Raw genomic sequence first — 26268 nt, forward strand, 5'->3', positions numbered from 1 at the left:
ATTATTTTATTTTGAAGAAATAGTTAAAAATAAACGTTTTTTATTTCTACGTTTTGATAATATATTTCTACCATTTTTAGTTGACATTCTATAACGAAAACCATGTGAACGTTTTTTTTTTATTAATGATGGTTGAAAAGTTCTTTTCATAATTAAATTCACCTAAATTATAATATATTTATATTTAAATAATTAAATAATTATTTAATTTTAAAAATATATTTATATATTTTTAAAAATTTATACTATTTATAAAATATATTTTAAAATATATTAAAGTAATTAGAAATATATGAAATTTACTATAATGAGAGAAAATTTATTAGAAGCTTTACAAAAAATTACTAGTATATGTATTAATAAATCAATCTTACCAATATTAAATAATATTTTAATAAAATTAAAAAATGGAATATTATTTATTATTTCTCATAATTTAGAAATTGAAATTTCAACAAAAATTAAATCTTGTAAAATAATTAAAGAAGGTGAAATAAGTATTCCTGCTAAAAAATTTTTAGAAATTTGTCGTAATTTTCCATTAAATAAAATTATAAAAATTAAATTAGTAGATAATATATTAATAATAAAAAACAATTTTATTAAATTTAAATTATCAGTATTACCTTCAAATTTATTTCCTAATTTTATTAATGGTAAAAATTTAATTAATTTTAATTTATTAAATTTTAATTTAATTAATTTAATTGAATCTACACAATTTTCTATGGGAATTCAAGATGCAAGATATTATATTAATGGTATGTTAATAAAATCTAAAAATAATATCATATATACAGTTACTACAGATGGTTATAGATTATCTTTATGTTATTATAAATATTTAAAAAAAATATCAAATTTTTCAATTATTATTCCAAGAAAAAGTATATTAGAATTAATGAAATTATTAAATAAAAAAAAAAATTTTATTATAAATATAAAAATTAATAATAATAGTATATCATTTAAATTTCAAAAATTATTATTTAATACAAAATTAATAAATGGTAATTTTCCATCATATAAAGAAATATTTAATAAAAAATACAATTATTATATTGAATTCGATAAAAATATTTTAAAAGAAGCTATTAAAAGAATTTCTATTATTTCTGATGAAAAAAATATTATTTATATGTATATAAAAAAAAAACAAGCAATAATTAAATCTAAAAATGAAATACAAGAAATTGCAGAAGAAAAAATTAAAATAAATTATTTAGGTAAAAAATTTAAAGTTATCTTTAATTCAAAATATATAATAGATATATTAAATTTTTTAAAATGTAATAATATATTTTTTTTATTAGATAAAAATATATCTATTATAAATATAAAAAGTAAAAATATTAAATATAATTCTTATATTGTTATGCCAATTAGATTATAAGTATGTTTTTTAATAAATAATTAAATTTAATAAATATATATTTATTAATTAAATTTTAATATTAATAAATTTAAACTATAGGTATTTAATTTTGTATAAAAAATATGATTCTTCTAATATTAAAATATTGAAAGGTTTAGATGCGGTTAGAAAAAGACCAGGTATGTATATAGGAGATACTGATAATGGTACTGGTTTACATCATATGATTTTTGAAGTATTAGATAATTCTATAGATGAATCCTTAGCTGGTTATTGCAATAAAATTGTAATAACAATTTATAAAGATAATTCAATATCTATATATGATAATGGTCGTGGTATTCCTGTTGATATTCATAAAGAAGAAGGGATTTCAGCTGTAGAAGTTATTATGACAATTTTACATGCTGGAGCAAAGTTTGATAATAATTCTTATAAAATTTCTGGAGGATTGCATGGTGTAGGTATTTCTGTAGTAAATGCATTATCTGAAAAATTAGAATTAATTATTTATAATAAAAATAAAATGTATAAACAAATATATTATAATGGAATTCCTAAAACATCATTAATTTTTATTAATAAAACTTTAAAAAATGGTACTTATATAAGATTTTGGCCAAATAAAATAATATTTAATAAAAATTTTATATTTGAAAATAATATTATAAAAAAACGTTTATTAGAATTATCTTTTTTGAATAGTAATATTAAATTAATATTTTATAATAAAAAAAAAAAAATAAAAAAAATTTATTATGATAATGAAGGTATTGAAGGGTTTATTAAATATTTAAATAAAAATAATAATATAATAAATAAAAAAATATTTTATTTTTGTTCTAAAAAAAATGATATTTCAATAGAAATTGCTATGCAATGGAATGATAATTTTAAAGAAAAAATATATTGTTTTACTAATAATATTTTTCAAATTTATGGTGGTTCACATTTATCAGGTTTTAGATCTTCTATTACAAGAAATTTAAATATTTATATTAAAAAAGAAAAAATAAATAAAAAAAAAAAAATAAATATAATAGGAGATGATATTCGTGAAGGTTTAGTATCAATAATTTCAGTAAAATTATCAAATCCAAAATTTTCCTCACAAACAAAAGAAAAATTGATATCTTCTGAAGTAAGACATGTAATTGAATCACAAATAAATGAATATTTTATGGAATATTTATTAGAAAACCCTAATGATTCTAAAAATATTATTTATAAAATAATAGAAACTGCAAAAATAAGAGAAACAACAAAAAAAATAAAAGAATTATCAAAAAAAAAAAATGATTTAAATATAATGGGGTTACCTTTAAAATTATCTGATTGTCAAGAAAAAAATCCATCTTTATCAGAAATATATTTAGTTGAAGGTGATTCTGCTGGTGGTTCTGCAAAACAAGGAAGAAATAGACAAAATCAAGCAATTTTACCGTTAAAAGGAAAAATTTTAAATGTAGAAAAAGTTAATTTTGAAAAAATATTAAATTCAGAAGAAATATTAACAATAATAAATTCATTAGGGTGTGGTATTGGAAAAAATAATTATAATATAAAAAAGTTAAGATATAATCGTATTATAATTATGACTGATGCCGATGTAGACGGATTACATATAAGAACTTTATTATTAACTTTTTTTTATCGTCAAATTCCAGAAATAATAAAATTAGGATATGTATATATAGCACAACCACCATTGTATAAAATTAAAAAAGGAAAAAAAATAAAATATATTCAAAACAATAAATCTATGTATGATTATATATTTTCTATTTCATTAAATAATATAACTCTTAAAATTATAAATAAAAATGGTAGTATTTATAATATAGAAAACAATGAATTAAAAGAATTAATTGTTAATTATAATAAATTATATTATATTATTGATAATTTAAAACATTTATTTTCTAAAAAAATATTAATATATTTAATACAACAATCAAATTTAAGTAATTTAAAAAAATTAGATGATGTTAAAAAATGGGTTTTAAATTTTAAAAAATTTTTAAATATTAAAAATAAAAAAAAATTTAAATTAAGTATAAAAAAAAATATACATTTAAATGTATTTGAACCAATATTATGTATAATAAAAAATAATAAATTTAATAAATATTATAAATTTGATTATAAATTTTTATTAAGTAAAAATTATTTAAAAATGTGTATTTTAAATAATAAAATAAAAAAAATTAAAAATAATGTAGCAATTATTATTAAAATTAAAAAACAAAAAAAAATATTTTATAAAATGAAAAATGTTATACAATTTATTTTAAAAAAATCTTTAAATAATATTTCTATACAAAGATATAAAGGGTTAGGAGAAATGAATCCTAAACAATTATGGGATACTACTATGAATCCTAATAAAAGAAAAATGTTAAAAATAAATATTAAAAATGCTATATCCGCTGATAAATTATTTAAAAAATTAATGGGTGATTCAGTAAAAAAAAGAAAAAATTTCATAAAAAAAAATTATTTTTTAGCATCTAATATTGATATTTAATAATGCCCGAAGGTGGAATTGAACCACCGACACGGGGATTTTCAGTCCCCTGCTCTACCAACTGAGCTATTCGGGCTTATTTATATTAAAAAATTAAATACTATTTAATATCAATTATTTTATATATTTTTATATCTTGAAAAATATAATTTTAATTATATAATTATAAAATATATACTAATTTTATAAAAATGTCAAAATTAATTTTAAAAAGGAAATTAACATGAAAATTCGCCCATTACATGATAAAATTATAGTTAAACGTCAAGATGTTGAATCTTCTTCTGCTGGAGGTATTTTATTAACTGGTTCTGCTGCTGGAAAATCTACTAGAGGTAAAGTTATTGCTATAGGAAAAGGAAGAATATTAGATAATGGTAGAATAAGACAATTAGATGTAAAAGTTAATGATGTTGTTATTTTTAATGAAGGTTATAATTCTAAAACAGAAAAAATTAATAATGAAGAATTTTTAATTATTTCGGAAAATGATGTATTAGCAATTATAGAATAAAATATATTTAAAAAAAAATAATTTATTTAAGGAATTTAAATGACTGCTAAAAAAATTAAATTTGGTAATGATGCTAGATCTAAAATACTTAAGGGTGTTAATTTACTTGCGGATGCTGTTAAAGTTACTTTAGGACCCAAAGGTCGTAACGCTGTAATAGATAAATCTTTTGGAGCACCAATTATAACTAAAGATGGTGTAACAGTAGCACGTGAAATAGAATTAGATGATAAATTTGAAAATATGGGTGCTCAAATGGTAAAAGAAGTAGCATCTAAAGCAAATGATGCTGCTGGTGATGGAACTACAACAGCAACTTTATTAGCACAATCTATTGTTAATGAAGGTTTAAAAGCTGTTGCTGCTGGTATGAATCCTATGGATTTAAAACGTGGAATAGATAAAGCTGTTATTTTAGCAGTAAGAGAATTAAAAATAATTTCAGTTCCTTGTGAAGATTCTAAATCAATTACACAAGTAGGAACTATATCAGCTAACGCTGATGAAAATGTTGGTAAATTAATATCACAAGCAATGAGTAAAGTTGGAAAAGAAGGTGTTATTACAGTTGAAGAAGGAACTGGTTTAGATGATGAATTAGATGTTGTAGAAGGAATGCAATTTGATAGAGGTTATTTATCTCCTTATTTTATAAATAAACAAGATAATGGTACTGTTGAATTAGATAATCCTTATATTTTATTAGTAGAAAAAAAAATATCTAACATAAGAGAATTACTTTCAATATTAGAAAATGTTGCTAAATCTAATAAACCAATGTTAATAATTGCAGAAGATATTGAAGGTGAAGCTTTAGCTACATTAGTAGTTAATAATATGAGAGGAATTGTTAAAGTAGCTGCAGTTAAAGCTCCTGGTTTTGGTGATAGACGTAAATCTATGTTACAAGACATTGCTATATTAACTGGTGGTACTGTTATATCTGAAGAAATTGGTATAGAATTAGAGAAAATTAATTTAGAAAATTTAGGACAAGCAAAAAAAGTTATAATAAATAAAGATAATACTACTATAATTGATGGAATTGGTAAAGAAAAAAAAATAAAAGATCGTGTAAAACAAATACATCAACAAATTAAAGAAGCAACTTCTGATTATGATAAAGAAAAACTTCAAGAAAGAGTAGCAAAACTTGCAGGTGGAGTAGCAGTATTAAAAGTAGGTGCAGCTACAGAAGTAGAAATGAAAGAAAAAAAAGCAAGAGTTGAGGATGCATTACACGCTACTAGAGCTGCTGTAGAAGAAGGAGTAGTAGCTGGTGGTGGAGTTGCATTAATTCGTGTAGCATCTAGAATATCACATATGATTGGTCAAAATGAAGATCAAAATGTTGGTATTCGTATAGCTATAAGAGCTATGGAAGCACCTTTACGTCAAATAATAGCTAATGCAGGTGAAGAACCTTCTGTAATATCAAATGCTATAAAAAGTGGTAAAGGAAATTATGGTTATAACGCAGCTACTTCAGAATATGGTAATATGATTAATTTTGGAATACTTGATCCTACTAAAGTAACTAGATCTGCTTTACAATATGCATCTTCTGTAGCCGGTTTAATGATAACAACTGAATGTATGATAACAGATTCATCAAAAGAAGAAAAAAATGATACAAATAATTCAATTCCTTCAGGAGGAATGGGTGGTATGGGTGGAATGATGTAATTTTTTTATAAAAAAAATAATATTATTAAAAAAATATCCTTTTATGTTTTAATAAAAGGATATTTTTTTAAAAAAAATAATTTAAATATTAATTTTAAAAATTATATATTATAAAAAAAATAATTATTGAAACCATATAATTTTTAAAATTTTTAAAAAAAAATATTTGTATATTTAAAATTATGTAATTTATTAAATTAAAAAAATAATTAATAAAATTTTAAAAAAAATTAAAATTTAAAATTTAAAATATTTTAATATTAAATATTTTTTATTATAAAAATTTAATTTTAAAAAATATTATAATTTTAAACAATATTATAAATAAAAAATAATTTAAAAAACAAAAATATAATATGTATTGTAATAGTTACATAATAATATTTTTATAGATGTAAAAATTAATAAATTTATTATATTAAAAGTAATTAAATTTTAGAAAAAATATAATATTAAATATTTTTTATAAATTAATAATGTTATTATTAAAGTTTTATTTTATAAAAAAAACAAAAATATTTATTATAAAAAATATTAATTTAAATAAATATTTTTTATTTTTAAAAATAATAATTAATAATTAAATATTAATTATTTTATTATAATTTTAAATTTTAAATGATAATAAATAATTATATTTAAAATTTTAATTATTTATTATCATTTTTAATTATTAAAAAAGGAAAAGGTATGTTAATGTTATTATCTTTAAAATATTTTAAAATTATCATATTTAATGAATGTTTTAATAATATTCTATGTTTTAATTTAGATGTATAAACTCTCATTTCAAATAATTGAAAACCTTTTTGAAAATTTATTAAAAAAATTTTTGGTTTAGGTTTTTTTAAAACAAAATTGCATTTTTTAGAAGAATTTATTAAAATTTTAATTATTTTATTACTATTTATTTTAATTGGTGCAAAAATATTTATTTTTAATCTTGTTATAGAATCTGATAAAGACCAATTAATAAAATGTTCAATTATAAAAAATTTATTTGGAATAATAATTTCTCTATGATCTAAATCTATAATAGTTGTTGATCTTGTATTAATACTTTTTATATTACCAGAAAAATTTTTAATAGTTATAGTATCTCCAATACGTATTGGTTTTTCAAATAATATAATTAAACCAGAAATAAAATTTGCAAATATTTCTTGTAAACCAAAACCTAATCCAACTCCTAAAGCGGTAAATAACCATTGTAATTTTATTAATTTTAATCTTAATATTGTAATAATAATAAAAAATAAAAGTAAAAATGAAATTTTTTTAGTTAAATTTATAATATTATATTGTGTACTAGAAATTAAATTTAAATATCTTAATAATAATATTTCTAATAATAAAGAAATGTTATTAATTAATTGAAATATAATAATTATAATAAATATTATTAATAATATTAATTCTGATTTTAATGGTTCAAATATTTTATAATTTATATATTTTATATTTTTAATTTCATGAAATAATTTTATATTATTTAAAAAACTTAAATTAATATATGTTTTATACCAAACAAAATATATTAAAATTAAATTTAAAATAACTAAAAAAAATTTAATTAATTTTATTATTTTATTTTTATTATTTTCTGTATCAATAATATTTTTTTTTATATTTAATTTTTTTTTATTTTTTTTATTATTTTTAATTTTTATAAAATTAAATATATTTATTAAAATAATTAAATTCAATTTATAATTAATATTATAAAAATATTTTTTAATTATTATATTTTTTAAAATTATAAATATAATTAAAATTGTTAACCAAAATAATAATGATATTAATATTTTTATTAATAATTCTTGTACAGTAGATATATAACCATAAAATATTAATATTATAAATAATATAAATATAATTAATATTATATTCCATAAATTTTGATTAATTATAAAATTTTCTTTTAAATTTTTATTTAAATATAATGGTATATTATTTTTTTTTAAATTAAATATTAATATATTTAAATACATACAAATTAAAATTAAAAAAAATCTATTTAAAATTTTAATAAAATAAAAATATTTTAAAAAAAAAATTAATATAAATAAAATAAATAAAGGAATAAAAAATCTTAAAAAAAATAAATAATAATATTTTTTTTTATTTTCAAAAATAAAAATTGAAAATTTAATTTTTTTTATTAAATATTTATTTTTTTTTATTATATAATAAAAAATATGTAATATTAAATAAATTATAATTAAAACTTTTAAAAAATTAATAATAAAAAAATATTTTTTATTAAAATATAAATATTGAATATAACATAAAAAATTCCATATTAATGTTATTAATATAGAAAAAATGAAAATATTTAAAATAGTATTAAATAATAAAATTATATTAATTTTAAATAATGTAAATAATTTATTTATTATAAATAAATTATTTTGACTTAAATATTTTAATAATATAAAAAAAATAATAATAAATAATAATAATATTATGTTATTATTAAATATAATATTTAAAAAACATATATATTTTAATGGATATAATAAAATAATTAAATAAATATAAAAATTAAATAAATAATTATAATTAATATAAAATAAATCTTTTTTCCAAAACAAACATTTATATTTATAATTATTTATTATAAATTTGTAATTATTTATTTTTTTATATTGTAATTTTAATAATTTGAAATTTAAATTTAAATTATTATAACCAGCTAATAGCAATTTAAATTGTTTTTTTTTTATTTTTTTTTGATAATATAAAATATCTTTTTTATTAATTTTAGAAATTTTATATTTATTAATATTTTTAAAAAATATTTTTTGTTTTAAATTTATTTTTTTTTTTTTAATATTATATATAATAAAAAAAACTTTATTTATCACAAAATTTAAATAATATAATTTATTTATTTTTTTTTTAATTTTAATTTTTAAAAAATCTAAATTGTTTCTATTTTTATAATTAATAATATTATAAATTAATTTATTTAATTGATTTATAATAATTGAATTATTTTTAATATAATTTTTAATTTTATTATTATAAATATACTGTTGTATAATTTTTTTTTCTATTTTATTTGTATTAAATAATTCATTTTTAATAGATAAATTAAAATTACTATTTTTAATTAATTCAATATAATTTATTTTATTATTATATTTTTTATCAAATGTTTTTATTTTACTAAAATATTTTTTTTTATCTACATAATATATGTTATATATATTATAAAATTTAATTAAATTAATTTTATAATTTTTAAAATCAATTAAAATATTTAAAATTAATATAATAAAAATAATGTTAATTAGAAATATTATTTTTTTTTTAATCACTTAGTTAAATCTCTAAATATTAAATTAATATAATATTTATTTATAATATAAATTTAAAATATTATTTTTATAAATACTTGATATAAAAACAATTATATTATAATATAATTATTATTGCGGGAATAGCTCAATTGGTAGAGCACAACCTTGCCAAGGTTGAGGTTGCGAGTTCAAATCTCGTTTCCCGCTTTTATAAATTTAAAATATAATAAAATAAAATAATATTTAATATATTAAATATCAATTTTAAGGATTATAATATATTGAATAATAAAATTATTATTCTTGATACTACTTTAAGAGACGGTGAACAATCATTAAAATCTAGTTTAAATGTACAAAATAAATTAGAAATTGCTTTTTCATTAGAACGTATGGGTATTGATATTATCGAAGCTGGTTTTCCTATATCATCTCCAGGAGAATTTGAATCAGTAAAAAATATATCAAAAAATATAAAAAATAGTAAAGTTTGTGCTTTAGCAAGATGTTTAGAAAAAGATATAGATGCTGCTTATGAATCTTTAAAATTTTCTAATTATTATAGAATACATATTTTTATAGCTACTTCCCCTATACATATAAAAACTAAATTAAAAAGTAAACTTTCAGATATTATATCACTATCTGTTAAAATGGTTAAATATGCAAAAAAATATACTGATGATATAGAATTTTCTTGTGAAGATGGAGGTAGAACTCCAATTAACGATTTATGTTACATAGTAGAATCAGTTATAAAAGCTGGTGCTAACACAATTAATATTCCAGATACAGTAGGTTATACTTTACCTAATGAATACAGTAATATTATAAATAAATTATTAAATAATGTTATAAATATTGACAAAGCAATTATATCTGTACATACTCATAACGATTTAGGAATGGCAACAGGTAATGCTATTTCCGCAATACAAGCAGGAGCTAGACAAATAGAAGGTACAATTAATGGTTTAGGAGAAAGAGCAGGAAATTGTGCTTTAGAAGAAATAATAATGGCTATACATACAAGAAAAAAAATATTAAATTTATCTACAAATATAAATCATAATGAAATATACTATACTAGTAAAATTATAAGTAAAATATGTAATATAAATATACCTATAAATAAACCAATAGTTGGTTCTAATGTTTTTTCTCATTCTTCAGGTATACATCAAGATGGAGTATTAAAAAATAAGAAAAATTATGAGATCATGACTCCTAAATTTATTGGGTTAAATAAATCAAAGTTAAATTTAACTTCAAGATCAGGAAGAGCTGCAGTTAATTATAGAATGAAAAAAATGGGATATAATAAAAATGATTATAATATAAATAAATTATATTGTTTATTTTTAAAATTTGCAGATAAAAAAGGTCAAGTATTTGATTATGATTTAGAACATTTAGCTTTTTTAAATAAAAATAAAATGTCAAATTATTTTATTTTAAAATATTTTAATGTAATTTCAATTTCAAAAATTAAATCTACAGCATTTATAAAAATTTTATGTGGAAATAAATTAAAATCTGATATATCTATAGGTTATGGTCCAATAGACGCTTTATATAAAACTATAAAAAAAATAACTTTATTAAATATTAAAATAATAAAATATAAAATAAAAAATCAAATTATTAATAAGAAAAATTTAAAAAAAGTAAATATTGTAATAAATTATAATAATAAAAAATTTTATGGTATGGGTTTAAATAATAATATTTTAAAATCTTCTATCAAAGCTATTATAAATATAATTAACAGTATTTGGCTTTCTAAAAAAGTCAAAAAACTAAAGTTTAAATGATGTAAAGGATAATATTCATGTTTAAAAAATATAAAATAGCTATTTTACCAGGAGATGGTATTGGTCCGGAAGTTATAAAACAAGTTTATAAAATTATATATATAATAAATAAAATATTTAATTTAAATATAATTACTAAAGAATATAAAATTGGTGGTATAGCTATTGATAATATAGATAATTCATTACCATTAAATACATTATTAGGATGTTTAAATTCTAATGCAATTTTATTAGGTTCTGTAGGAGGAAATAAATGGAATAATTTACCTTTAAAAAATAAACCAGAAATTAAATCTTTATTATTTTTACGTAAATATTTTAAACTTTTTAACAATTTAAGACCATCAAAATTATATTCTGGTTTAGAAGATTTATGTCCTTTAAAAAAAGAAATTTATATTAAAGGTTTAAATATATTATGTGTAAGAGAATTAATTAGTGGTATTTATTTTGGAAAACCTAAAGGAAATAATGGTTATAAAAAATTAGAATATTCTTTTGATACTGAAATATATTATAAATTTGAAATTGAAAAAATTGCACATATTGCTTTTAAAAAAGCTTTAGAAAGAAAATGTAAATTAACTTTAGTTGATAAATCTAATGTTTTGGAATCTTCTATGTTATGGAAAAAAACTGTTAGTGATATATCAAAATTATATCCTAAAGTTAATTTTAATCATATGTATATAGATAATATTACTATGCAATTAATAAAAAACCCTTCACAATTTGATGTTATACTTTGTTCAAATTTATTTGGTGATATAATTTCAGACGAATGTGCTATGATTTCTGGTTCTATTGGTATGTTACCTTCAGCAAGTTTAAATGATAATAATTTCGGTATATATGAACCAGCTGGTGGTTCTGCTCCAGATATTGCAGGTAAAAATATATCTAACCCTATAGCACAAATTTTATCATTTTCAATGTTATTAAGATATAGTTTTAATTTAATAAAAGAATCTAATATAATAGAAAATTCTATAAACAATATTCTTAAATTTGGATATAAAACTAAAGATTTAAAATTAAACAGTGAAAAATTTATTAATACTAGTGAGATGGGTTCTTTAATTTCTTGCTTTATAATTAAGGAAAAATTAAATGAGCAAGACATTATATGAAAAAATATATGAAAAACATATAATACAAAAAATTTCAAATGAAGATAATTTATTATATATTGATAGGCATTTAATACATGAAGTTACATCTCCTCAAGCTTTTGATGGTTTAAGAATAAAAAATAGAACAGTTCGTTGTCCATTTAAAACATTTGCAACTATGGATCATAATGTTTCTACTAAAAATAAAGATATAGAATCTTCAGGTAAATTAGCTAGTATTCAAATGAAAACATTGATAAAAAATTGTAAAGATTTTAAAATTACTTTATATGATTTAAATCATCCATTACAAGGTATTGTACATGTTGTAGGTCCAGAACAAGGAATTACTTTACCTGGAACTACTATAGTATGTGGTGATTCACATACTGCTACTCATGGTGCTTTTGGTTCTTTAGCTTTTGGTATTGGAACTTCAGAAGTTGAACATGTATTAGCAACTCAAACTTTAAAACAAAATAAATTTAAAAATATGAAAATTGAAATATTTGGTAAATTAAATTATTATATTTCAGCTAAAGATATAGCTTTATATATTATTGGTAAAATTGGTCATGATGGAGGTACTGGATATATAATAGAATTTTGTGGTTCTGTAGTTAATAATTTAAGTATGGAAAGTAGAATGACTTTATGTAATATGTCTATTGAAATGGGAGCAAAAGCTGGATTAATTTCACCTGATAATATAACATTTAATTATTTAAAAAATAAAAAATTTTCACCAAAAGGAAAATATTGGGATAAAGCAGTAAATTATTGGAAAACTTTAAAATCTGATATAAAAAGTAATTTTGATAAAATATTTAAATTTGATATAACTAATATAACACCTCAAATTACTTGGGGAACTAATCCAGGTCATGTAATTGGTATTAACCAAAATATACCTAATCCAGAATCATATAAAAATGATATGGAAAAAATTTCTGCACAAAATGCTTTATATTATATGGGATTAACACCAGGTACTAATTTAAAAAAAGTTAAAATAGATAAAATTTTTATAGGTTCATGTACAAATTCTAGAATAGAAGATTTAAGATCTGCTGCAAAAATTATTAAAGGTAAAAAAATTTCAAAAAATATAAAACAAGCTATTGTTGTACCAGGTTCAAATCCAGTAAAAATTCAAGCTGAAAAAGAAAATTTACATAAAATATTTATTGATTCAGGTTTTGAATGGAGATTACCAGGTTGTTCAATGTGTTTAGCTATGAATGATGATAAACTTAATCCTGGAGAAAGATGTGCTTCTACTAGTAATAGAAATTTTGAAGGAAGACAAGGAAGAAATAGTAGAACTCATTTATTAAGTCCATTAATGGCAGCCGCTTCAGCAATAAAAGGTTATTTTTCTGATGTTAGAGATTTTTTTTAATTTAAAGGTTAAATATGAAAAAATTATTAAAACATAAAGGAATAGTATTACCATTAGATATATCTAATGTAGATACAGATGTTATTATTCCTAAACAATTTTTACAAATAGTAAATAGAAATGGTCTTGGAAAATATTTATTTTATAATTGGAGATTTTTAAAAGATGATATTAATAAATTAAATTATAATTTTGTTATTAATAAAATTGAATTTAAAAATTCTAGTATATTATTAACTAGAAATAATTTTGGTTGTGGATCATCACGTGAACATGCTGTTTGGTCTTTATTAGATTTTGGTTTTAAAGTAATTATTTCTACAAGTTTTGCTGATATATTTTATAATAATGCTTTAAATAATCATTTAATACCTATTGTTTTAAAAGAAAAAATTATAAAAAAATTATTTGTTTTAGTTTATAAAAACCCTGGAATTAAATTTACTATTAATTTACAAAAATGTTTAATTATTATAAATAAATTTAATTTAAAATATAGTTTTAGTATTAATAAATTTCAACTTTATAATTTAATTAATAAACTTGATCATATTAATTTAACTATGAAATATGAAAAAAAAATAAAAGATTATGAAAATAAACAATTAAAATATATATTTTAAAAAATTTAAAATTTATAAATTTAATTAAAATTTTCAAATATTTCAATTAATAATTTTTTTAAAACAGTTGTTTGTGAATTTAATTGTAAAAAAATAATATTTATAATTATAAATATTAAAAATGTTAATATTAATATCATTATATTTCTTTTTGATAAAATTTTATTAATCCAATTATATTTACTATTATTAAATAATTTCCAAAAAAGAAAAAATTCACACCATATTAAAAATATTAAAAAAAAAAATAATAATTTGAAATTTCCTTTATCTCCATCTGGTATATTTGATACACTTTTTGCTAATATACCAGGTATAAAATATAATAATGGCCATAAAACACACCCAAATAGATTGGGATAAAAAAATTTTTTTAAAGGTACTTTTAAAATTCCTGATAAAATTGGTATTAAAGGTCTTATAGGACCTATAAATTTACCTATAAAGATAGTTATTACACTATAATGATTTAAAGTATATTCAATTTTATCTATTATGGATGTAATATTTAAAAAATTTATTTTTTTTATATATTTTTTTTTTAATTTTAAACCAATAAAATAAGAAATCCAATCTCCTAATAAACAACCTATTATTCCTACAAACCAAGCATCATATAATGAAACTTTATGATTACCTATAAAAGTTCCTAATCCAATCATTAATATTGTACCAGGTAAAAATAATCCTGTTAAAGCTAATGATTCAAAAAATGAAACTATAAATATAGCAATTAATATAAAATATATAGACTTTAATTCTAAATAATTAATAAATTTTTCCATAATTTTACCTATATAATATTTATAAATTATAAATTATAATTTATAAAATAATATTTAATATGATATATATAATTAAAAAAAAATATAAATTTTATATTAAAAAAAAATTAGGTCAACATTTTTTATTTAATAAAAAAATTATAAATAAAATTATTAAATATTTAAATTTTAATTTTAATGATTTAGTATTGGAAATTGGACCAGGTTTAGGTTCATTAACTTTTAACATTGTTAAAAAAATTAATAAATTATATGCTATAGAAATTGATAAAAATATAGTTAATTTTTTAAATAATAATTATATTATAAGAAAAAAAGTTATTTTAATTACACAAAATGCTATTTATTTAAATTTAAAAAAATTGTTTTTAAAAAATAATCAAAATTTATTTAAAATTATAGGTAATTTACCTTATAATGTTTCAACTAAAATAATATTAAATTTAGTTATAAATTATATTTATAATATTAAAAATATGTATTTTATGATTCAAAAAGAATTAGCGGAACGTATAATGGCAAAAAATAACACAAAAAAATATGGAAGATTAAGTATTATAATGCAATATTATTGTAAAATTTATAAGTTAATGGAAATATTACCTAAAAATTTTAAACCTATACCTAAAGTTAATTCATATTTTATTAAATTAGTACCACATAAGATTATATTTTTAAATATATTAAATATTAATATGATAAAATATATTACAAATAAATCATTTAATAATAGAAGAAAAATTTTAAATAATAATATAAAATTTTTATTTAATAATAAAGAATTATTAAATTTAAATATTAATTTAAATTCAAGAGCAGAAAATATTTCTGTAAAAAAATATTATAAATTAAGTAATCTTTTATTTTATAAAAATAAATATAATATATAATTTAATTTATTAAATTAAATTATGTAATTCTTGTAAAGATAATATATCATAATCTTTAAAATTATTTTTTAAAGTTAATATTGAAGAAAAACTAGCATTTAAAGTAGTATCGTAATGTATTTTATTTTGTAACGCTAATTTACATATAGAATCAAATATTTTGTTTTCTTCGTTATTAGTAGTAGTATGAATAATATATGAATATTTTTTTTTAGATATCATATCTATAATATTAGGATATTTTTCATTAATTTTATTAACTATTTTAGATTTAATACCATTTTTTTTTAAAATAGTATGAGTTCCATATGTTGCGTCTAATTTAAAACCATAATTAATTAATTTTATTGCTATATTTGAAATATTATTTTTATCTAAATCATTCACAGAAATTAAAACTTTTTTTTTTTTTTTTATTATTGATTGTGATCCTAACATAGCTTTTAAAAAAGCAATATTAAAACGATTTCCTATTCCCATAACTTCTCCAGTAGAATGCATTTCAGGACCTAAAATAGGATTAATACCAATAAATTTATTAAATGGTAATACTACTTCTTTAATAGAAAAATAAGGTGGTATAATTTCATTATAAATTTTTTGTTTAATTAAACTTTTTCCTATCATAACTCTAGTAGCTATTTTAGCTAATGAAATTCCAGTTGCTTTAGATATAAAAGGAATAGTTCTAGATGCTCTTGGATTAACTTCTATAATATATATTTTATTTTTTTTAATTGCAAATTGAATATTCATTAAACCTATTATATTTAAAGAATAAGCTAATTTTAACGATTGAATTCTTATTTCATTTTGAATTTTTTCATTAATAGTATAAACTGGAAGTGAACATGCTGAATCTCCAGAATGAATTCCAGCTGGTTCTATATGTTCCATAATACCACCTATTAAAATATTTTTACCATCACATATTAAATCAACATCAATTTCAATTGCATTATTTAAAAATTTATCTAATAAAACTGGCATATTATATAAATTATTTTTTAACATTTTAAAATAATATTTTAAATCTTTTAAATTATATATTATTTTCATTGATCTTCCTCCTAATACATTAGAAGGTCTTATTACAACTGGATAACCAATTTTTTTAGATTTTATTATAGCTTGTATTAAAGAAGTTGCTGTATTATTTTCTGGTTGTTTTAATCCTAATTTTAATATAATTTTTTTAAAAAATTTTCTATTTTCTGCAATGTTTATGTGTTTTGGGTTAGTACCTAAAATAGGTATTTTAAGTTTATATAAATAATTTGATATTTTTAAAGGTGTTTGTCCACCAAATTGAATTATTATTCCTTTAGGTTTTTCAATTTTAATAATTTCTAAAATATCTTCTAAAGTAACAGGTTCAAAATATAATCTATCAGAAATATCGTAATCAGTTGAAACAGTTTCTGGATTACAATTTATCATAATTGTTTCAAAACCATCTTCACGCAAAGCTAAAACTGAATGAACACAACAATAATCAAATTCAATTCCTTGTCCTATACGATTTGGACCACTACCTAAAACTATAATTTTATTTTTATTTGTATTTGCAAATGATTCACATTCATTTTCATAAGTAGAATACATATATGAAGTATTAGTTTTAAATTCTGCAGCACATGTATCTATTCTTTTGTATACTGGATGTATTTTATATTTATAACGTAAATTACGTATTATTTTTTCATTTACTTTTAATAAAAATGCTATACGAGCATCAGAAAAACCTTTTTTTTTAATATAATTTAAAAATTTATAATTAATATTATTAATATTTTTTAAAATAATATCTTTTTCTGTCAATATAATATCTTTAATTTGTACTAAAAACCATTTATCAATATTAGTTAATTTATATATTTCATTTAATGAAATATTTAATCTAAAAGCATCACCTATATACCAAATTCTATTTGAGCCAGCGTTTTTTAATTCATATTTTATTTTTTTTAAAAATTTATTTTTATTATATATATCTATTTTTGAACAAAATCCATTAATACCAATTTCTAAACTACGTATTGCTTTTTGCAATGATTCTTGAAAATTTCTACCAATTGCCATTACTTCACCTACTGATTTCATTTGTGTTGTTAATCTATCATTAGATCCATAAAATTTTTCAAAATTAAATCTAGGAATTTTTGTAACTATATAATCTATAGATGGTTCAAAAGAAGAAGGTGTTTTATTTTCAGTAATTTCATTTCTTAATTCATCTAAAGTATAACCTATTGCTAATTTAGCTGCTATTTTTGCAATTGGAAAACCAGTAGCTTTAGAAGCTAAAGCTGAAGATCTAGAAACCCTAGGATTCATTTCAATAACAATTAAATTTCCATTTTTTGGATTAACAGCAAATTGTACATTTGAACCACCAGTTTCTATTCCTATTTCTTTTAAAATAGAAATTGAAGCATTACGCATTGTCTGATATTCTTTATCTGTTAAAGTTTGAGCTGGAGCAACTGTAATAGAATCTCCTGTATGAATACCCATGGAATCCATATTTTCAATAGAACATACTATAATACAATTATCATTTTTATCTCTTACAATTTCCATTTCATATTCTTTCCAACCAATAAGAGATTGATCAATTAAAAGTTCTTTATTAGGAGATAAATTTAAACCTTGTTTACATATTTTAATAAATTCTTTTATATTATAAGCAATACCACCACCACTTCCACCCATAGTAAAAGAAGGTCTTATAATACAAGGTAAACCTATTTTTTTGATTATTTCATTTGCTTCTTTGATACTATGAGCTATACCAGATTTAGGAGTTTTTAATCCTATTTTTTTTATAATTTTATCAAATATTTTTCTATTTTCTGCTTTATTTATAGATTTAGAATTAATACCAATCATTATAACATTATTTTTTTGTAAAATTTTTTTTTTATCTAATATTAATGCACAATTTAAAGCTATTTGACCTCCCATAGTAGGTAATAAAGCATCTGGTTTTTCTTTAATAATAATTTTTTCTATTATTTTCCAATGTATTGGTTCAATATAAGTAGCATCAGATATTTCTGGGTCAGTCATTATAGTTGCAGGATTAGAATTAACTAATATAATTCTATAACCTTCTTTTTTTAATATTTTACATGCCTGAGTTCCAGAATAATCAAATTCACAAGCTTGTCCTATAATAATTGGACCAGCTCCTAAGATAAGTATTGATTTTATATCTGTTCTTTTTGGCATTTTACTCCTTTCAATATAAATTTTTTAATTTTATAATATAAATTATTTAATATTATATTAATAAAATCATTAAATAAAAAAGATATATCATTTGTTCCAGGATTAGCTTCCGGGTGACCTTGAAAACTGAATGCCATTTTTTTTTTATGATAAATACCTTGTATAGTTTTATCAAATAAAGATATATGAGATATTTTATAATTTTTAGATATTTTTTTAGAATCTATAATAAAATTGTGATTTTGAGATGTAATCATAATTTTTTTTGTAATTAAATTTTGTACTGGATGATTAGCACCATGATGTCCAAATTTCATTTTAATTATTTTAGCACCACAAGACATTGCTAACAATTGATGACCTAAACAAATTCCAAATGTTGGTATATTTTTTTTTAATATTAATTTTATATTTTTAACAATATAATTACAAGGATTAGGATCTCCTGGTCCATTTGATAAAAGTATACCATCTATTTTTTTTTTTATAATTTTATTTATTTTAAAAAAAGCTGGTTTAATTTTTAAAATACAATCACGATCAATTAACATTCTCATAATACTATGTTTAATTCCATAGTTATATACGATAATTTTTAATTTAAAAAAAATATTTTTATATAAATTATGTTTATTTTTTAAATAATTTTTTGTACCTAAATTCCATTTATATATTTTTTTATTTGTAACTTTTTTTACTAAATCTATATTTTTTAAACCTAAAAAAAAAAATATTTTATATTTAGCTAAATTTATATTTAATTTTTTACCTGAAATAATACAACATTTTTGAGAACCTTTTTTTCTTAAAATATTAGTTAACATACGAGTATCAATATCAGTAATTGATATAATATTATTTTTTTTTAAATAAAAATGCAAATTCATTGTACTTCTATAATTACTATCTAAAATAGATAAATTTTTTATAACTAATCCAGAAGCATAAGTTTTATAAGATTCCTGATCTTCATCATTAGTACCTACATTTCCTATATGAGGATAAGTTAACATTATAATTTGTTTATAATAAGAAGGATCAGAAATTATTTCTTGATAACCAGTCATAGATGTATTAAATACTATTTCACCTATAGTTAAACCAGTCGCTCCAAAAGATTTACCATAAAAAATTTCACCTGTATGTAATAATAATAATGCTAAATTATACATTTTTATACCTTATTATTTTTATATTATTTAAAAATAATTATTATTTTTATTTTTTAAAATAAAAAAAAATTAATTTTTAAATTTTAAAACATCTTTCATAGAAAATAAACCTCTTTTTTTTTTATATAACCATATTGAAGCTTTTATAGCTCCTTTTGCAAAAGTAATTCTATTAGAAGCTTTATGGGTTATTTCTATACGTTCTCCTTTATTTGCAAATATTATTGTATGATCTCCTATAATATCTCCAGCTCTTATAACAGAAAAACCTATACTATTTTTTATTTTATTTCTATTTATATTTTTATCATATATTGCACATTCATTTAATTTTAATTTCATACTTTTAGCAATTGTTTTACCTATAGTTAAAGCTGTTCCAGAAGGAGCATCTTTTTTATTACGATGATGATATTCTATAATTTCAATATCATTATCATTTCCTATAGATTTAGTTATTTTTTCTAAAATATTTAATATTAAATTAATTCCAATACTAAAATTTGAAGATAATAAAATTGCTATTTTATTAGAAAACTTTTTTATTTTTTCTTTTTCTGAATTGTTAAAACCAGTTGTACCAATTATTATTTTTTTATTATATTTATGACATAAATATAAATATTCAATAGTACTTTTAGGACAAGTAAAATCTATTAATATATCAAATATATTATATATATCATTAAAATTATTACTTATTTTTACATTTTTAATTTTTTTTTTATCAATATTATTAGGTATTATTTTATTTTTATTAATTAAAAGTGCAGTTAGTTTTACATTTTTTATTTTATAAATAGTATTTATAATAGATTTTCCCATTTTACCATAAGCACCAGAAATAGCTATTTTAATTTTGGAAGACATTTTATAAACCTTTAATTAAAAAATAATTATTTAAATTAATATAAAAAAATATTTTTTTTAAATACTATAATTTATATTTTTTAAATAAAATATAAATATATAACTTAAAATTATAAAATAATCTGATATATTAAAAACTAATATATGTATATTATTTATATGAAAATCAATAAAATCTAATACATAATTATAATAAAAACGATCAAATTCATTTCCTAAAAAACCACCAATTATAAAAGAATATAATATAATAAATATTAAATTTGAATTTAATACATAAAAATAAATTAAATTAATTAATTTTAATAATATAAAAAATGATATAATAATTAAAAAATATTTTTCATAAAAATTATTATAATTTAAAATTCCAAAAATAATACCATAATTTTTAATAAAACATATATTTATATAATTATTTATATATATATAATTATTATTTAAATAATATCTAATAATATTTTTAGAATAAAAATCTAAATTAAATATCGAAATTATAATAAAAAATATTAATATTAATATTTTATTTTTTTTAAAATTAAACAAATTTTCTTATTTCACCTTCTCCATAAACATTTGTAATACATCTATTACATAAATTATAGTATTTAAAATTTTTATTATTTTTTTTAAAATAATGCCAACATCTTAAACATTTTATTCCTTTAAATTTTGTTAAAATTATTTTAATTTCTTCTTTTTCTGTAATATTTTTTTTATAAAAAACATTTGCGTCTGAAGTTAAAAAAATAAATTTTAATTCTTTTCCTAAAATTTTTAAAAAATTTAAATTTTTTTTATTTGTATATATTTTTAAATCTAATTCCAATGAATTTTTAATATTATTTTTATCACGAATTTTTTCTATACATTTATTAACTTTATTTCTAATTTTTATAATTTTATTCCAATATTTATTATTTAAAAATTCTTTATTATTTAATTCAAATTTATTATTTTCAAACCATTCTTCAGTAAATATATATTTAGATCTTTTACCTGGTATATAATTCCATACTTCATGAGCTGTAAATGACATTATAGGAGTAATCCATCTAACTAATGATTCTATAATATAATATAATGCAGTTTGACAACTTAATCTTGCTATGTTATTTTTATTAATAGTATATTGTCGATCTTTAATAATATCTAAATAAAAAGAACTCATTTTTATTGAACAAAAATTCATAATATGTTTAATAACTGAACTAAAATTATATAATTTATAATTTTTAATAATTGATTTTTGTATTTTCTTTGTATAACTTACTGCCCAACGGTCTATATGCAACATATTTTTATAATTAATAATATTTTTCAATTTAAAATCATATAAATTAGATAATAAAAATCTTATTGTATTTCTTATTTTACGATATATATCTACTGTATTATTTAAATTTTCTTGAGAAATATTTATATTTTTTGTATAATCAACAGAAGATATCCATAATCTTATTATATCTACTCCAAATTTTTTTATTAAAAATTTATAATTAATAATATTTCCAATAGATTTAGACATTTTTTCTCCTTTTTTATCTACAACAAAACCATGAGATAAAACATTACGATAAGGAGATTTTTTTTTTATAATAAAAGATATAATTAATGATGACATAAACCAACCTCTATATTGATCTATTCCTTCTAAATACATATCAATAATATTACTATAATTAAATTTATTTTTAATAACTGTTAAATGTGTACATCCTGAATCAAACCATACATCTAATGTATCTTTTATTTTTATATATTTTTTATAACTTTTACCTAATAATATTTTTTTATTTAAATACCACCATATTTTAATACCATGAATTTCTATTAATTTTGATATTTTTTCAATTAAAGTTAATGTTTTTGGGTGTAATTTTTTTGTTTTTTTATTTAAAAATAAAGTAATAGGAATCCCCCATTTTCTTTGACGTGAAATACACCAATCCGGTCTTTCAGATATCATTTTTTTTATATTTTTTTTACCCCATTCTGGAATCCAATTAACTTTATTAATTTTTTTAATTATATTTTTTATTTTTTTATTTTTTTTAATTTTAATAAACCATTGATTGGTAGTTCTAAAAATAATTGGTGTTTTATGTCTCCAACAATGAGGATAACTGTGTTTATAATTTTCTTTTTTTATTATTAATTTTTTAATTTTTAAAAAATTAATAACATAATTATTAATTTCTAAGATATACATTCCATTTAATTTTTTATTATTATTAAATTCATAATATCCATAATTATTTAATATGCTTTTTATTTTTAAATTATAATTATTCCCTATAATATAATCTTCTGGTCCATGTCCTGGAGCTATATGGACAATACCTGTACCTGATTTTAAATCAATGTTATTATTTAATACTATTGGTACTTTAATATTAATTATTGGATTTTGGAATAATAAATATTCTAATTTTTTACCTTCTATTTCACCAATTATTTTATATTTTTTAATTTCCATTTTTTTAATAAAATTTAATAATAATTCTTTTGCTATAATATAACAATTATTATTAAATTTTATTAAATTATATAAATATTTTGGATTAACTGAAATTGCGCTATTAGCTAATAACGTCCATGGATTTGTAGTCCAAATAACTGCATATATATAATTATTTTTTTTATTTATATTAAATAAAATTTTATTTTTTTTTATTTTTAAAAGTTTAAACAAAACGTATACAGAAGTAGATATTTTGTCTATATATTCAATTTCAGATTCTGCTAAAGTTGAATTACAATTTAAACACCAATAAACTGGTTTTATTCCCTGATAAATACTATTTTTTTTAATTATATTACCCAATATTCTAATTGTATTAGCTTCTACATAAGAATTCATAGTACAATAATAATTATCCCAATCTCCTAATATACCTAAACGAATAAAATCATTTTTTTGTTGTTTAATTTGTTTTTTTGCATATTTACGACAAACATTTTGAAATTTAATATTAGAAATATTTTTAGATTTATCAAAAATTTTTTCAATTTGTTGTTCTATAGGTAAACCATGACAATCCCAACCAGGTATATAAGGAGCATCAAAACCATCTAATCCTTTAAATTTAATAATTATATCTTTTAAAATTTTATTAATTACATGCCCCATATGGATTTTACCGTTAGCATAAGGTGGACCATCATGTAATATAAATTTTTTTTTATTTATTTTATTTTTTCTTATAATTTTATATAAATTATTATCATACCAATATTGTAATATTTCTGGTTCTTTTTTAGATAAATTACCACGCATAGGAAAAGAAGTTTTAGGTAAATTTAAAGTATTTTTATAATTAATCATAATTTTTTTAAAATAATATTTATATTTATTGATAATAATTTTTTAAATAAATATAAAATAAAAAAATAAATATAATTTATTTTTTTATTATATTTTATACATATAATTTTTTAAAAAAAATAATATATACAAAATATAATAAAATAAAAATATTAATAAGGTTTATATAAATGGCTAATATTAAATCTTCAAAAAAAAGAATAATAACCAATATAAAAAGAAAAATTTATAATAAAAAATGTAAATCTAAAATAAAAAATATTATTAGAAAAATAAAAAATTTTATTTCTGTTAATAATAAAAAAGAATCATTAAAACATTTTTTTTATTTACAACCAATTATAGATAGATATTCTACTTATGGTATTATACATAAAAATAAATCTTCTAGATGTAAATCACGTTTAATAAAAAAAATTTTTAAAATGTAAATAAAATTTATATAAAATTTAATATCTATTTATTATATCTTCAAAAAACTTTTTCATATTATTAAATAAATTAATTGAACGTTGCAAAATTCTACTAGCTACACTTTTTTTACTTTCTTTTATCTTTTCCTCATAATCTAAATCAAAATCAAATTTTTTAAGAAGTTTTTTTTGTCTTTCATTTAAATTAGTAGGAGTTTTAACAATTATTTTACATAATAAATCTCCGCATTTATTGTGTTGAAATGGTTTAACTCCTTTACCTTTAATGCAAAATAATTTATTAGTTTGAGTTTCTGGAGGTATTTTAAATTTAATTCTACCATTAATAGTAGGTATTTCTATATTTCCTCCTAAAGATGCAGTAACAATTCCAATAGGTATTTTACAATGTAAATTATTTCCTTTTCTTTCAAACATATCATGTTTTTTGACAATAATTCTAACATATAAATCACCAGTTATACCAACGCTATTATCTGGTCCTTCACCATTTAATTTTATTCTATCATTAGTGTTAACCCCGGAAGGAACTTTAATTGATAAAGATTTTAATATTTCTTTTCTTCCTTGACCATTACAATTTTTACATAAATGTCTTATAAAACTACCTTTACCATTACATGTTTGACAAGTTTGTTGAACAGTAAAAAAACCTTGTCTCATATGAACTTGTCCTTTTCCATTACATGTAATACAACATTCTAATTTAAAACCTGGTTTAGATCCACTACCATTACAATAATTACATTTTTTTAACATAGGAATATTAACTTTTTTAACAGTACCACATACAGATTCTTCTAAAGTTAAATCTATATTAAAAGTTAAATTTTCTTTACTTTTTCTTTTTCTTCTTTTATTACCACCAAACATATCTCCAAATATATCTCCAAATATATCTCCAAAATCAGATGATGAATTATTAAATTTACTAGAAAAACCACCAAACCCACTATTAGTTTTATTATTTGCAGTATAATGACCATATTGATCATAATATGCACGTTTATTTTTATCAATTAAAGTTTCATATGCTTCTTTAATTTCTTTAAATTTATTTTCAGAACTTTTATCATTAGGATTTTTATCTGGATGATATTTCATTGCTAAACGTTTATAAGCTTTTTTAATTGCTCTTTCATTTGAGCTTTTTGAAATTCCTAATATTCTATAATAATCTCTTTTCATAAATAA

The 26268-nt window shown here is 17.9% G+C and carries 19 protein-coding genes and 2 tRNA genes; 11 read left to right on the forward strand and 10 right to left on the reverse strand.

Annotation, left to right across the window (positions count from 1 at the left end; genetic code table 11):
• Positions 1-6 precede the first annotated feature (6 nt).
• Positions 7-150 (reverse strand): 50S ribosomal protein L34, encoded by a 144-nt coding sequence (rpmH, locus tag C3B56_RS00625; RefSeq protein ID WP_126071502.1) that lies wholly within the window; start codon positions 148-150, stop codon positions 7-9.
• Between the two features lie 142 nt (positions 151-292).
• Between rpmH and dnaN the strand changes: the two genes are divergently transcribed.
• Together dnaN and C3B56_RS00635 are read left to right on the forward strand one after the other, a co-directional pair.
• Complete coding sequence (gene dnaN / locus C3B56_RS00630; protein ID WP_126071503.1) at positions 293-1393, forward strand: DNA polymerase III subunit beta; 1101 nt, start codon at positions 293-295, stop codon at positions 1391-1393.
• Between the two features lie 91 nt (positions 1394-1484).
• Complete coding sequence (locus C3B56_RS00635) at positions 1485-3902, forward strand: DNA gyrase subunit B (RefSeq protein WP_126071504.1); 2418 nt, start codon at positions 1485-1487, stop codon at positions 3900-3902.
• A 3-nt stretch (positions 3903-3905) separates the two neighbouring features.
• Here C3B56_RS00635 and C3B56_RS00640 read toward each other — a convergent pair.
• Positions 3906-3978: transfer RNA gene (locus tag C3B56_RS00640), tRNA-Phe, on the reverse strand.
• Between the two features lie 147 nt (positions 3979-4125).
• Between C3B56_RS00640 and C3B56_RS00645 the strand changes: the two genes are divergently transcribed.
• A complete protein-coding gene (locus C3B56_RS00645) occupies positions 4126-4416 on the forward strand; it encodes a co-chaperone GroES (protein ID WP_126071505.1) in 291 nt (96 codons plus the stop codon).
• Between the two features lie 39 nt (positions 4417-4455).
• Positions 4456-6102, forward strand: coding sequence for a chaperonin GroEL (gene groL / locus C3B56_RS00650; protein ID WP_126071506.1), 1647 nt, complete (start codon positions 4456-4458; stop codon positions 6100-6102).
• Positions 6103-6752: 650 nt separating this feature from the next.
• On the opposite strand, the gene C3B56_RS00655 is transcribed toward groL, so the two are convergent.
• Positions 6753-9425, reverse strand: a complete 2673-nt coding sequence (locus C3B56_RS00655) for a mechanosensitive ion channel domain-containing protein (protein WP_126071507.1) — start codon at positions 9423-9425, stop codon at positions 6753-6755.
• 116 nt (positions 9426-9541) lie between these two features.
• Between C3B56_RS00655 and C3B56_RS00660 the strand changes: the two genes are divergently transcribed.
• From C3B56_RS00660 to leuD, 5 genes are all read left to right on the forward strand, one after another.
• Positions 9542-9614, forward strand: a tRNA-Gly gene (locus C3B56_RS00660).
• Between the two features lie 74 nt (positions 9615-9688).
• Positions 9689-11221 carry a 2-isopropylmalate synthase gene (gene leuA, locus C3B56_RS00665; protein WP_126071508.1) on the forward strand — a complete coding sequence of 511 codons (1533 nt, stop codon included), beginning with the start codon at positions 9689-9691 and terminating at the stop codon, positions 11219-11221.
• A gap of 17 nt (positions 11222-11238) precedes the next feature.
• A complete protein-coding gene (gene leuB / locus C3B56_RS00670) occupies positions 11239-12354 on the forward strand; it encodes a 3-isopropylmalate dehydrogenase (RefSeq protein ID WP_126071509.1) in 1116 nt (371 codons plus the stop codon).
• Positions 12335-13738 (forward strand): 3-isopropylmalate dehydratase large subunit, encoded by a 1404-nt coding sequence (gene leuC, locus C3B56_RS00675; protein ID WP_126071510.1) that lies wholly within the window; start codon positions 12335-12337, stop codon positions 13736-13738. Before leuB ends, leuC begins: the two co-directional genes overlap by 20 nt.
• Positions 13739-13752: 14 nt before the next feature.
• Positions 13753-14361, forward strand: coding sequence for a 3-isopropylmalate dehydratase small subunit (gene leuD, locus C3B56_RS00680; RefSeq protein WP_126071511.1), 609 nt, complete (start codon positions 13753-13755; stop codon positions 14359-14361).
• Positions 14362-14381: 20 nt separating this feature from the next.
• Here the strand turns inward: leuD and C3B56_RS00685 are convergent, their stop codons facing one another.
• On the reverse strand, positions 14382-15146 hold the full coding sequence (locus C3B56_RS00685) for a DedA family protein (protein WP_126071512.1): 765 nt from the start codon (positions 15144-15146) through the stop codon (positions 14382-14384).
• A gap of 59 nt (positions 15147-15205) precedes the next feature.
• Here C3B56_RS00685 and rsmA point away from each other — a divergent pair, with 59 nt between their 5' ends.
• Positions 15206-16036 (forward strand): 16S rRNA (adenine(1518)-N(6)/adenine(1519)-N(6))-dimethyltransferase RsmA, encoded by an 831-nt coding sequence (gene rsmA / locus C3B56_RS00690; RefSeq protein ID WP_126071513.1) that lies wholly within the window; start codon positions 15206-15208, stop codon positions 16034-16036.
• Positions 16037-16045: 9 nt separating this feature from the next.
• On the opposite strand, the gene carB is transcribed toward rsmA, so the two are convergent.
• The 5 genes from carB to ileS all read right to left on the reverse strand — a co-directional run bounded on the left by carB (position 16046) and on the right by ileS (position 24640).
• On the reverse strand, positions 16046-19270 hold the full coding sequence (gene carB, locus C3B56_RS00695; RefSeq protein ID WP_126071514.1) for a carbamoyl-phosphate synthase large subunit: 3225 nt from the start codon (positions 19268-19270) through the stop codon (positions 16046-16048).
• Entirely contained in the window at positions 19249-20442 is a 1194-nt protein-coding gene (carA, locus tag C3B56_RS00700; protein ID WP_126071515.1) for a glutamine-hydrolyzing carbamoyl-phosphate synthase small subunit, read from the reverse strand. Before carA ends, carB begins: the two co-directional genes overlap by 22 nt.
• 69 nt (positions 20443-20511) lie before the next feature.
• A complete protein-coding gene (gene dapB / locus C3B56_RS00705) occupies positions 20512-21312 on the reverse strand; it encodes a 4-hydroxy-tetrahydrodipicolinate reductase (protein ID WP_126071516.1) in 801 nt (266 codons plus the stop codon).
• A 57-nt stretch (positions 21313-21369) separates the two neighbouring features.
• Positions 21370-21858 carry a signal peptidase II gene (locus tag C3B56_RS00710; RefSeq protein ID WP_126071517.1) on the reverse strand — a complete coding sequence of 163 codons (489 nt, stop codon included), beginning with the start codon at positions 21856-21858 and terminating at the stop codon, positions 21370-21372.
• Entirely contained in the window at positions 21851-24640 is a 2790-nt protein-coding gene (gene ileS / locus C3B56_RS00715; protein ID WP_126071518.1) for an isoleucine--tRNA ligase, read from the reverse strand. Before ileS ends, C3B56_RS00710 begins: the two co-directional genes overlap by 8 nt.
• Positions 24641-24810: 170 nt before the next feature.
• On the opposite strand from ileS, the gene rpsT reads away from it, so the two are divergent.
• Entirely contained in the window at positions 24811-25071 is a 261-nt protein-coding gene (rpsT, locus tag C3B56_RS00720; protein WP_126071519.1) for a 30S ribosomal protein S20, read from the forward strand.
• Between the two features lie 18 nt (positions 25072-25089).
• Here rpsT and dnaJ read toward each other — a convergent pair whose 3' ends face one another.
• The gene (gene dnaJ / locus C3B56_RS00725) at positions 25090-26262 is read right to left on the reverse strand and encodes a molecular chaperone DnaJ (protein ID WP_126071520.1); all 1173 of its coding nucleotides are present in this window, start codon (positions 26260-26262) and stop codon (positions 25090-25092) included.
• Between the last annotated feature and the right edge of the window lie 6 nt (positions 26263-26268).

It is taken from the genome of Candidatus Annandia adelgestsuga (genome assembly GCF_003956045.1).
Classification (GTDB): Bacteria; Pseudomonadota; Gammaproteobacteria; order Enterobacterales; family Enterobacteriaceae_A; genus Annandia; species Annandia adelgestsuga.

Bases quoted from the DNA above. Each gene is read 5' to 3' on its own strand.
- dnaN (WP_126071503.1), top strand. From the start codon at position 293: ATGAAATTTACTATAATGAGAGAAAATTTATTAGAAGCTTTACAAAAA.
- dapB (WP_126071516.1), bottom strand. From the start codon at position 21,312: ATGTCTTCCAAAATTAAAATAGCTATTTCTGGTGCTTATGGTAAAATG.
- leuD (WP_126071511.1), top strand. From the start codon at position 13,753: ATGAAAAAATTATTAAAACATAAAGGAATAGTATTACCATTAGATATA.
- rsmA (WP_126071513.1), top strand. From the start codon at position 15,206: ATGATATATATAATTAAAAAAAAATATAAATTTTATATTAAAAAAAAA.
- C3B56_RS00685 (WP_126071512.1), bottom strand. From the start codon at position 15,146: ATGGAAAAATTTATTAATTATTTAGAATTAAAGTCTATATATTTTATA.
- dnaJ (WP_126071520.1), bottom strand. From the start codon at position 26,262: ATGAAAAGAGATTATTATAGAATATTAGGAATTTCAAAAAGCTCAAAT.
- carA (WP_126071515.1), bottom strand. From the start codon at position 20,442: ATGTATAATTTAGCATTATTATTATTACATACAGGTGAAATTTTTTAT.
- rpmH (WP_126071502.1), bottom strand. From the start codon at position 150: ATGAAAAGAACTTTTCAACCATCATTAATAAAAAAAAAACGTTCACAT.
- carB (WP_126071514.1), bottom strand. From the start codon at position 19,270: ATGCCAAAAAGAACAGATATAAAATCAATACTTATCTTAGGAGCTGGT.
- leuC (WP_126071510.1), top strand. From the start codon at position 12,335: ATGAGCAAGACATTATATGAAAAAATATATGAAAAACATATAATACAA.
- ileS (WP_126071518.1), bottom strand. From the start codon at position 24,640: ATGATTAATTATAAAAATACTTTAAATTTACCTAAAACTTCTTTTCCT.
- rpsT (WP_126071519.1), top strand. From the start codon at position 24,811: ATGGCTAATATTAAATCTTCAAAAAAAAGAATAATAACCAATATAAAA.
- C3B56_RS00645 (WP_126071505.1), top strand. From the start codon at position 4,126: ATGAAAATTCGCCCATTACATGATAAAATTATAGTTAAACGTCAAGAT.
- leuB (WP_126071509.1), top strand. From the start codon at position 11,239: ATGTTTAAAAAATATAAAATAGCTATTTTACCAGGAGATGGTATTGGT.
- groL (WP_126071506.1), top strand. From the start codon at position 4,456: ATGACTGCTAAAAAAATTAAATTTGGTAATGATGCTAGATCTAAAATA.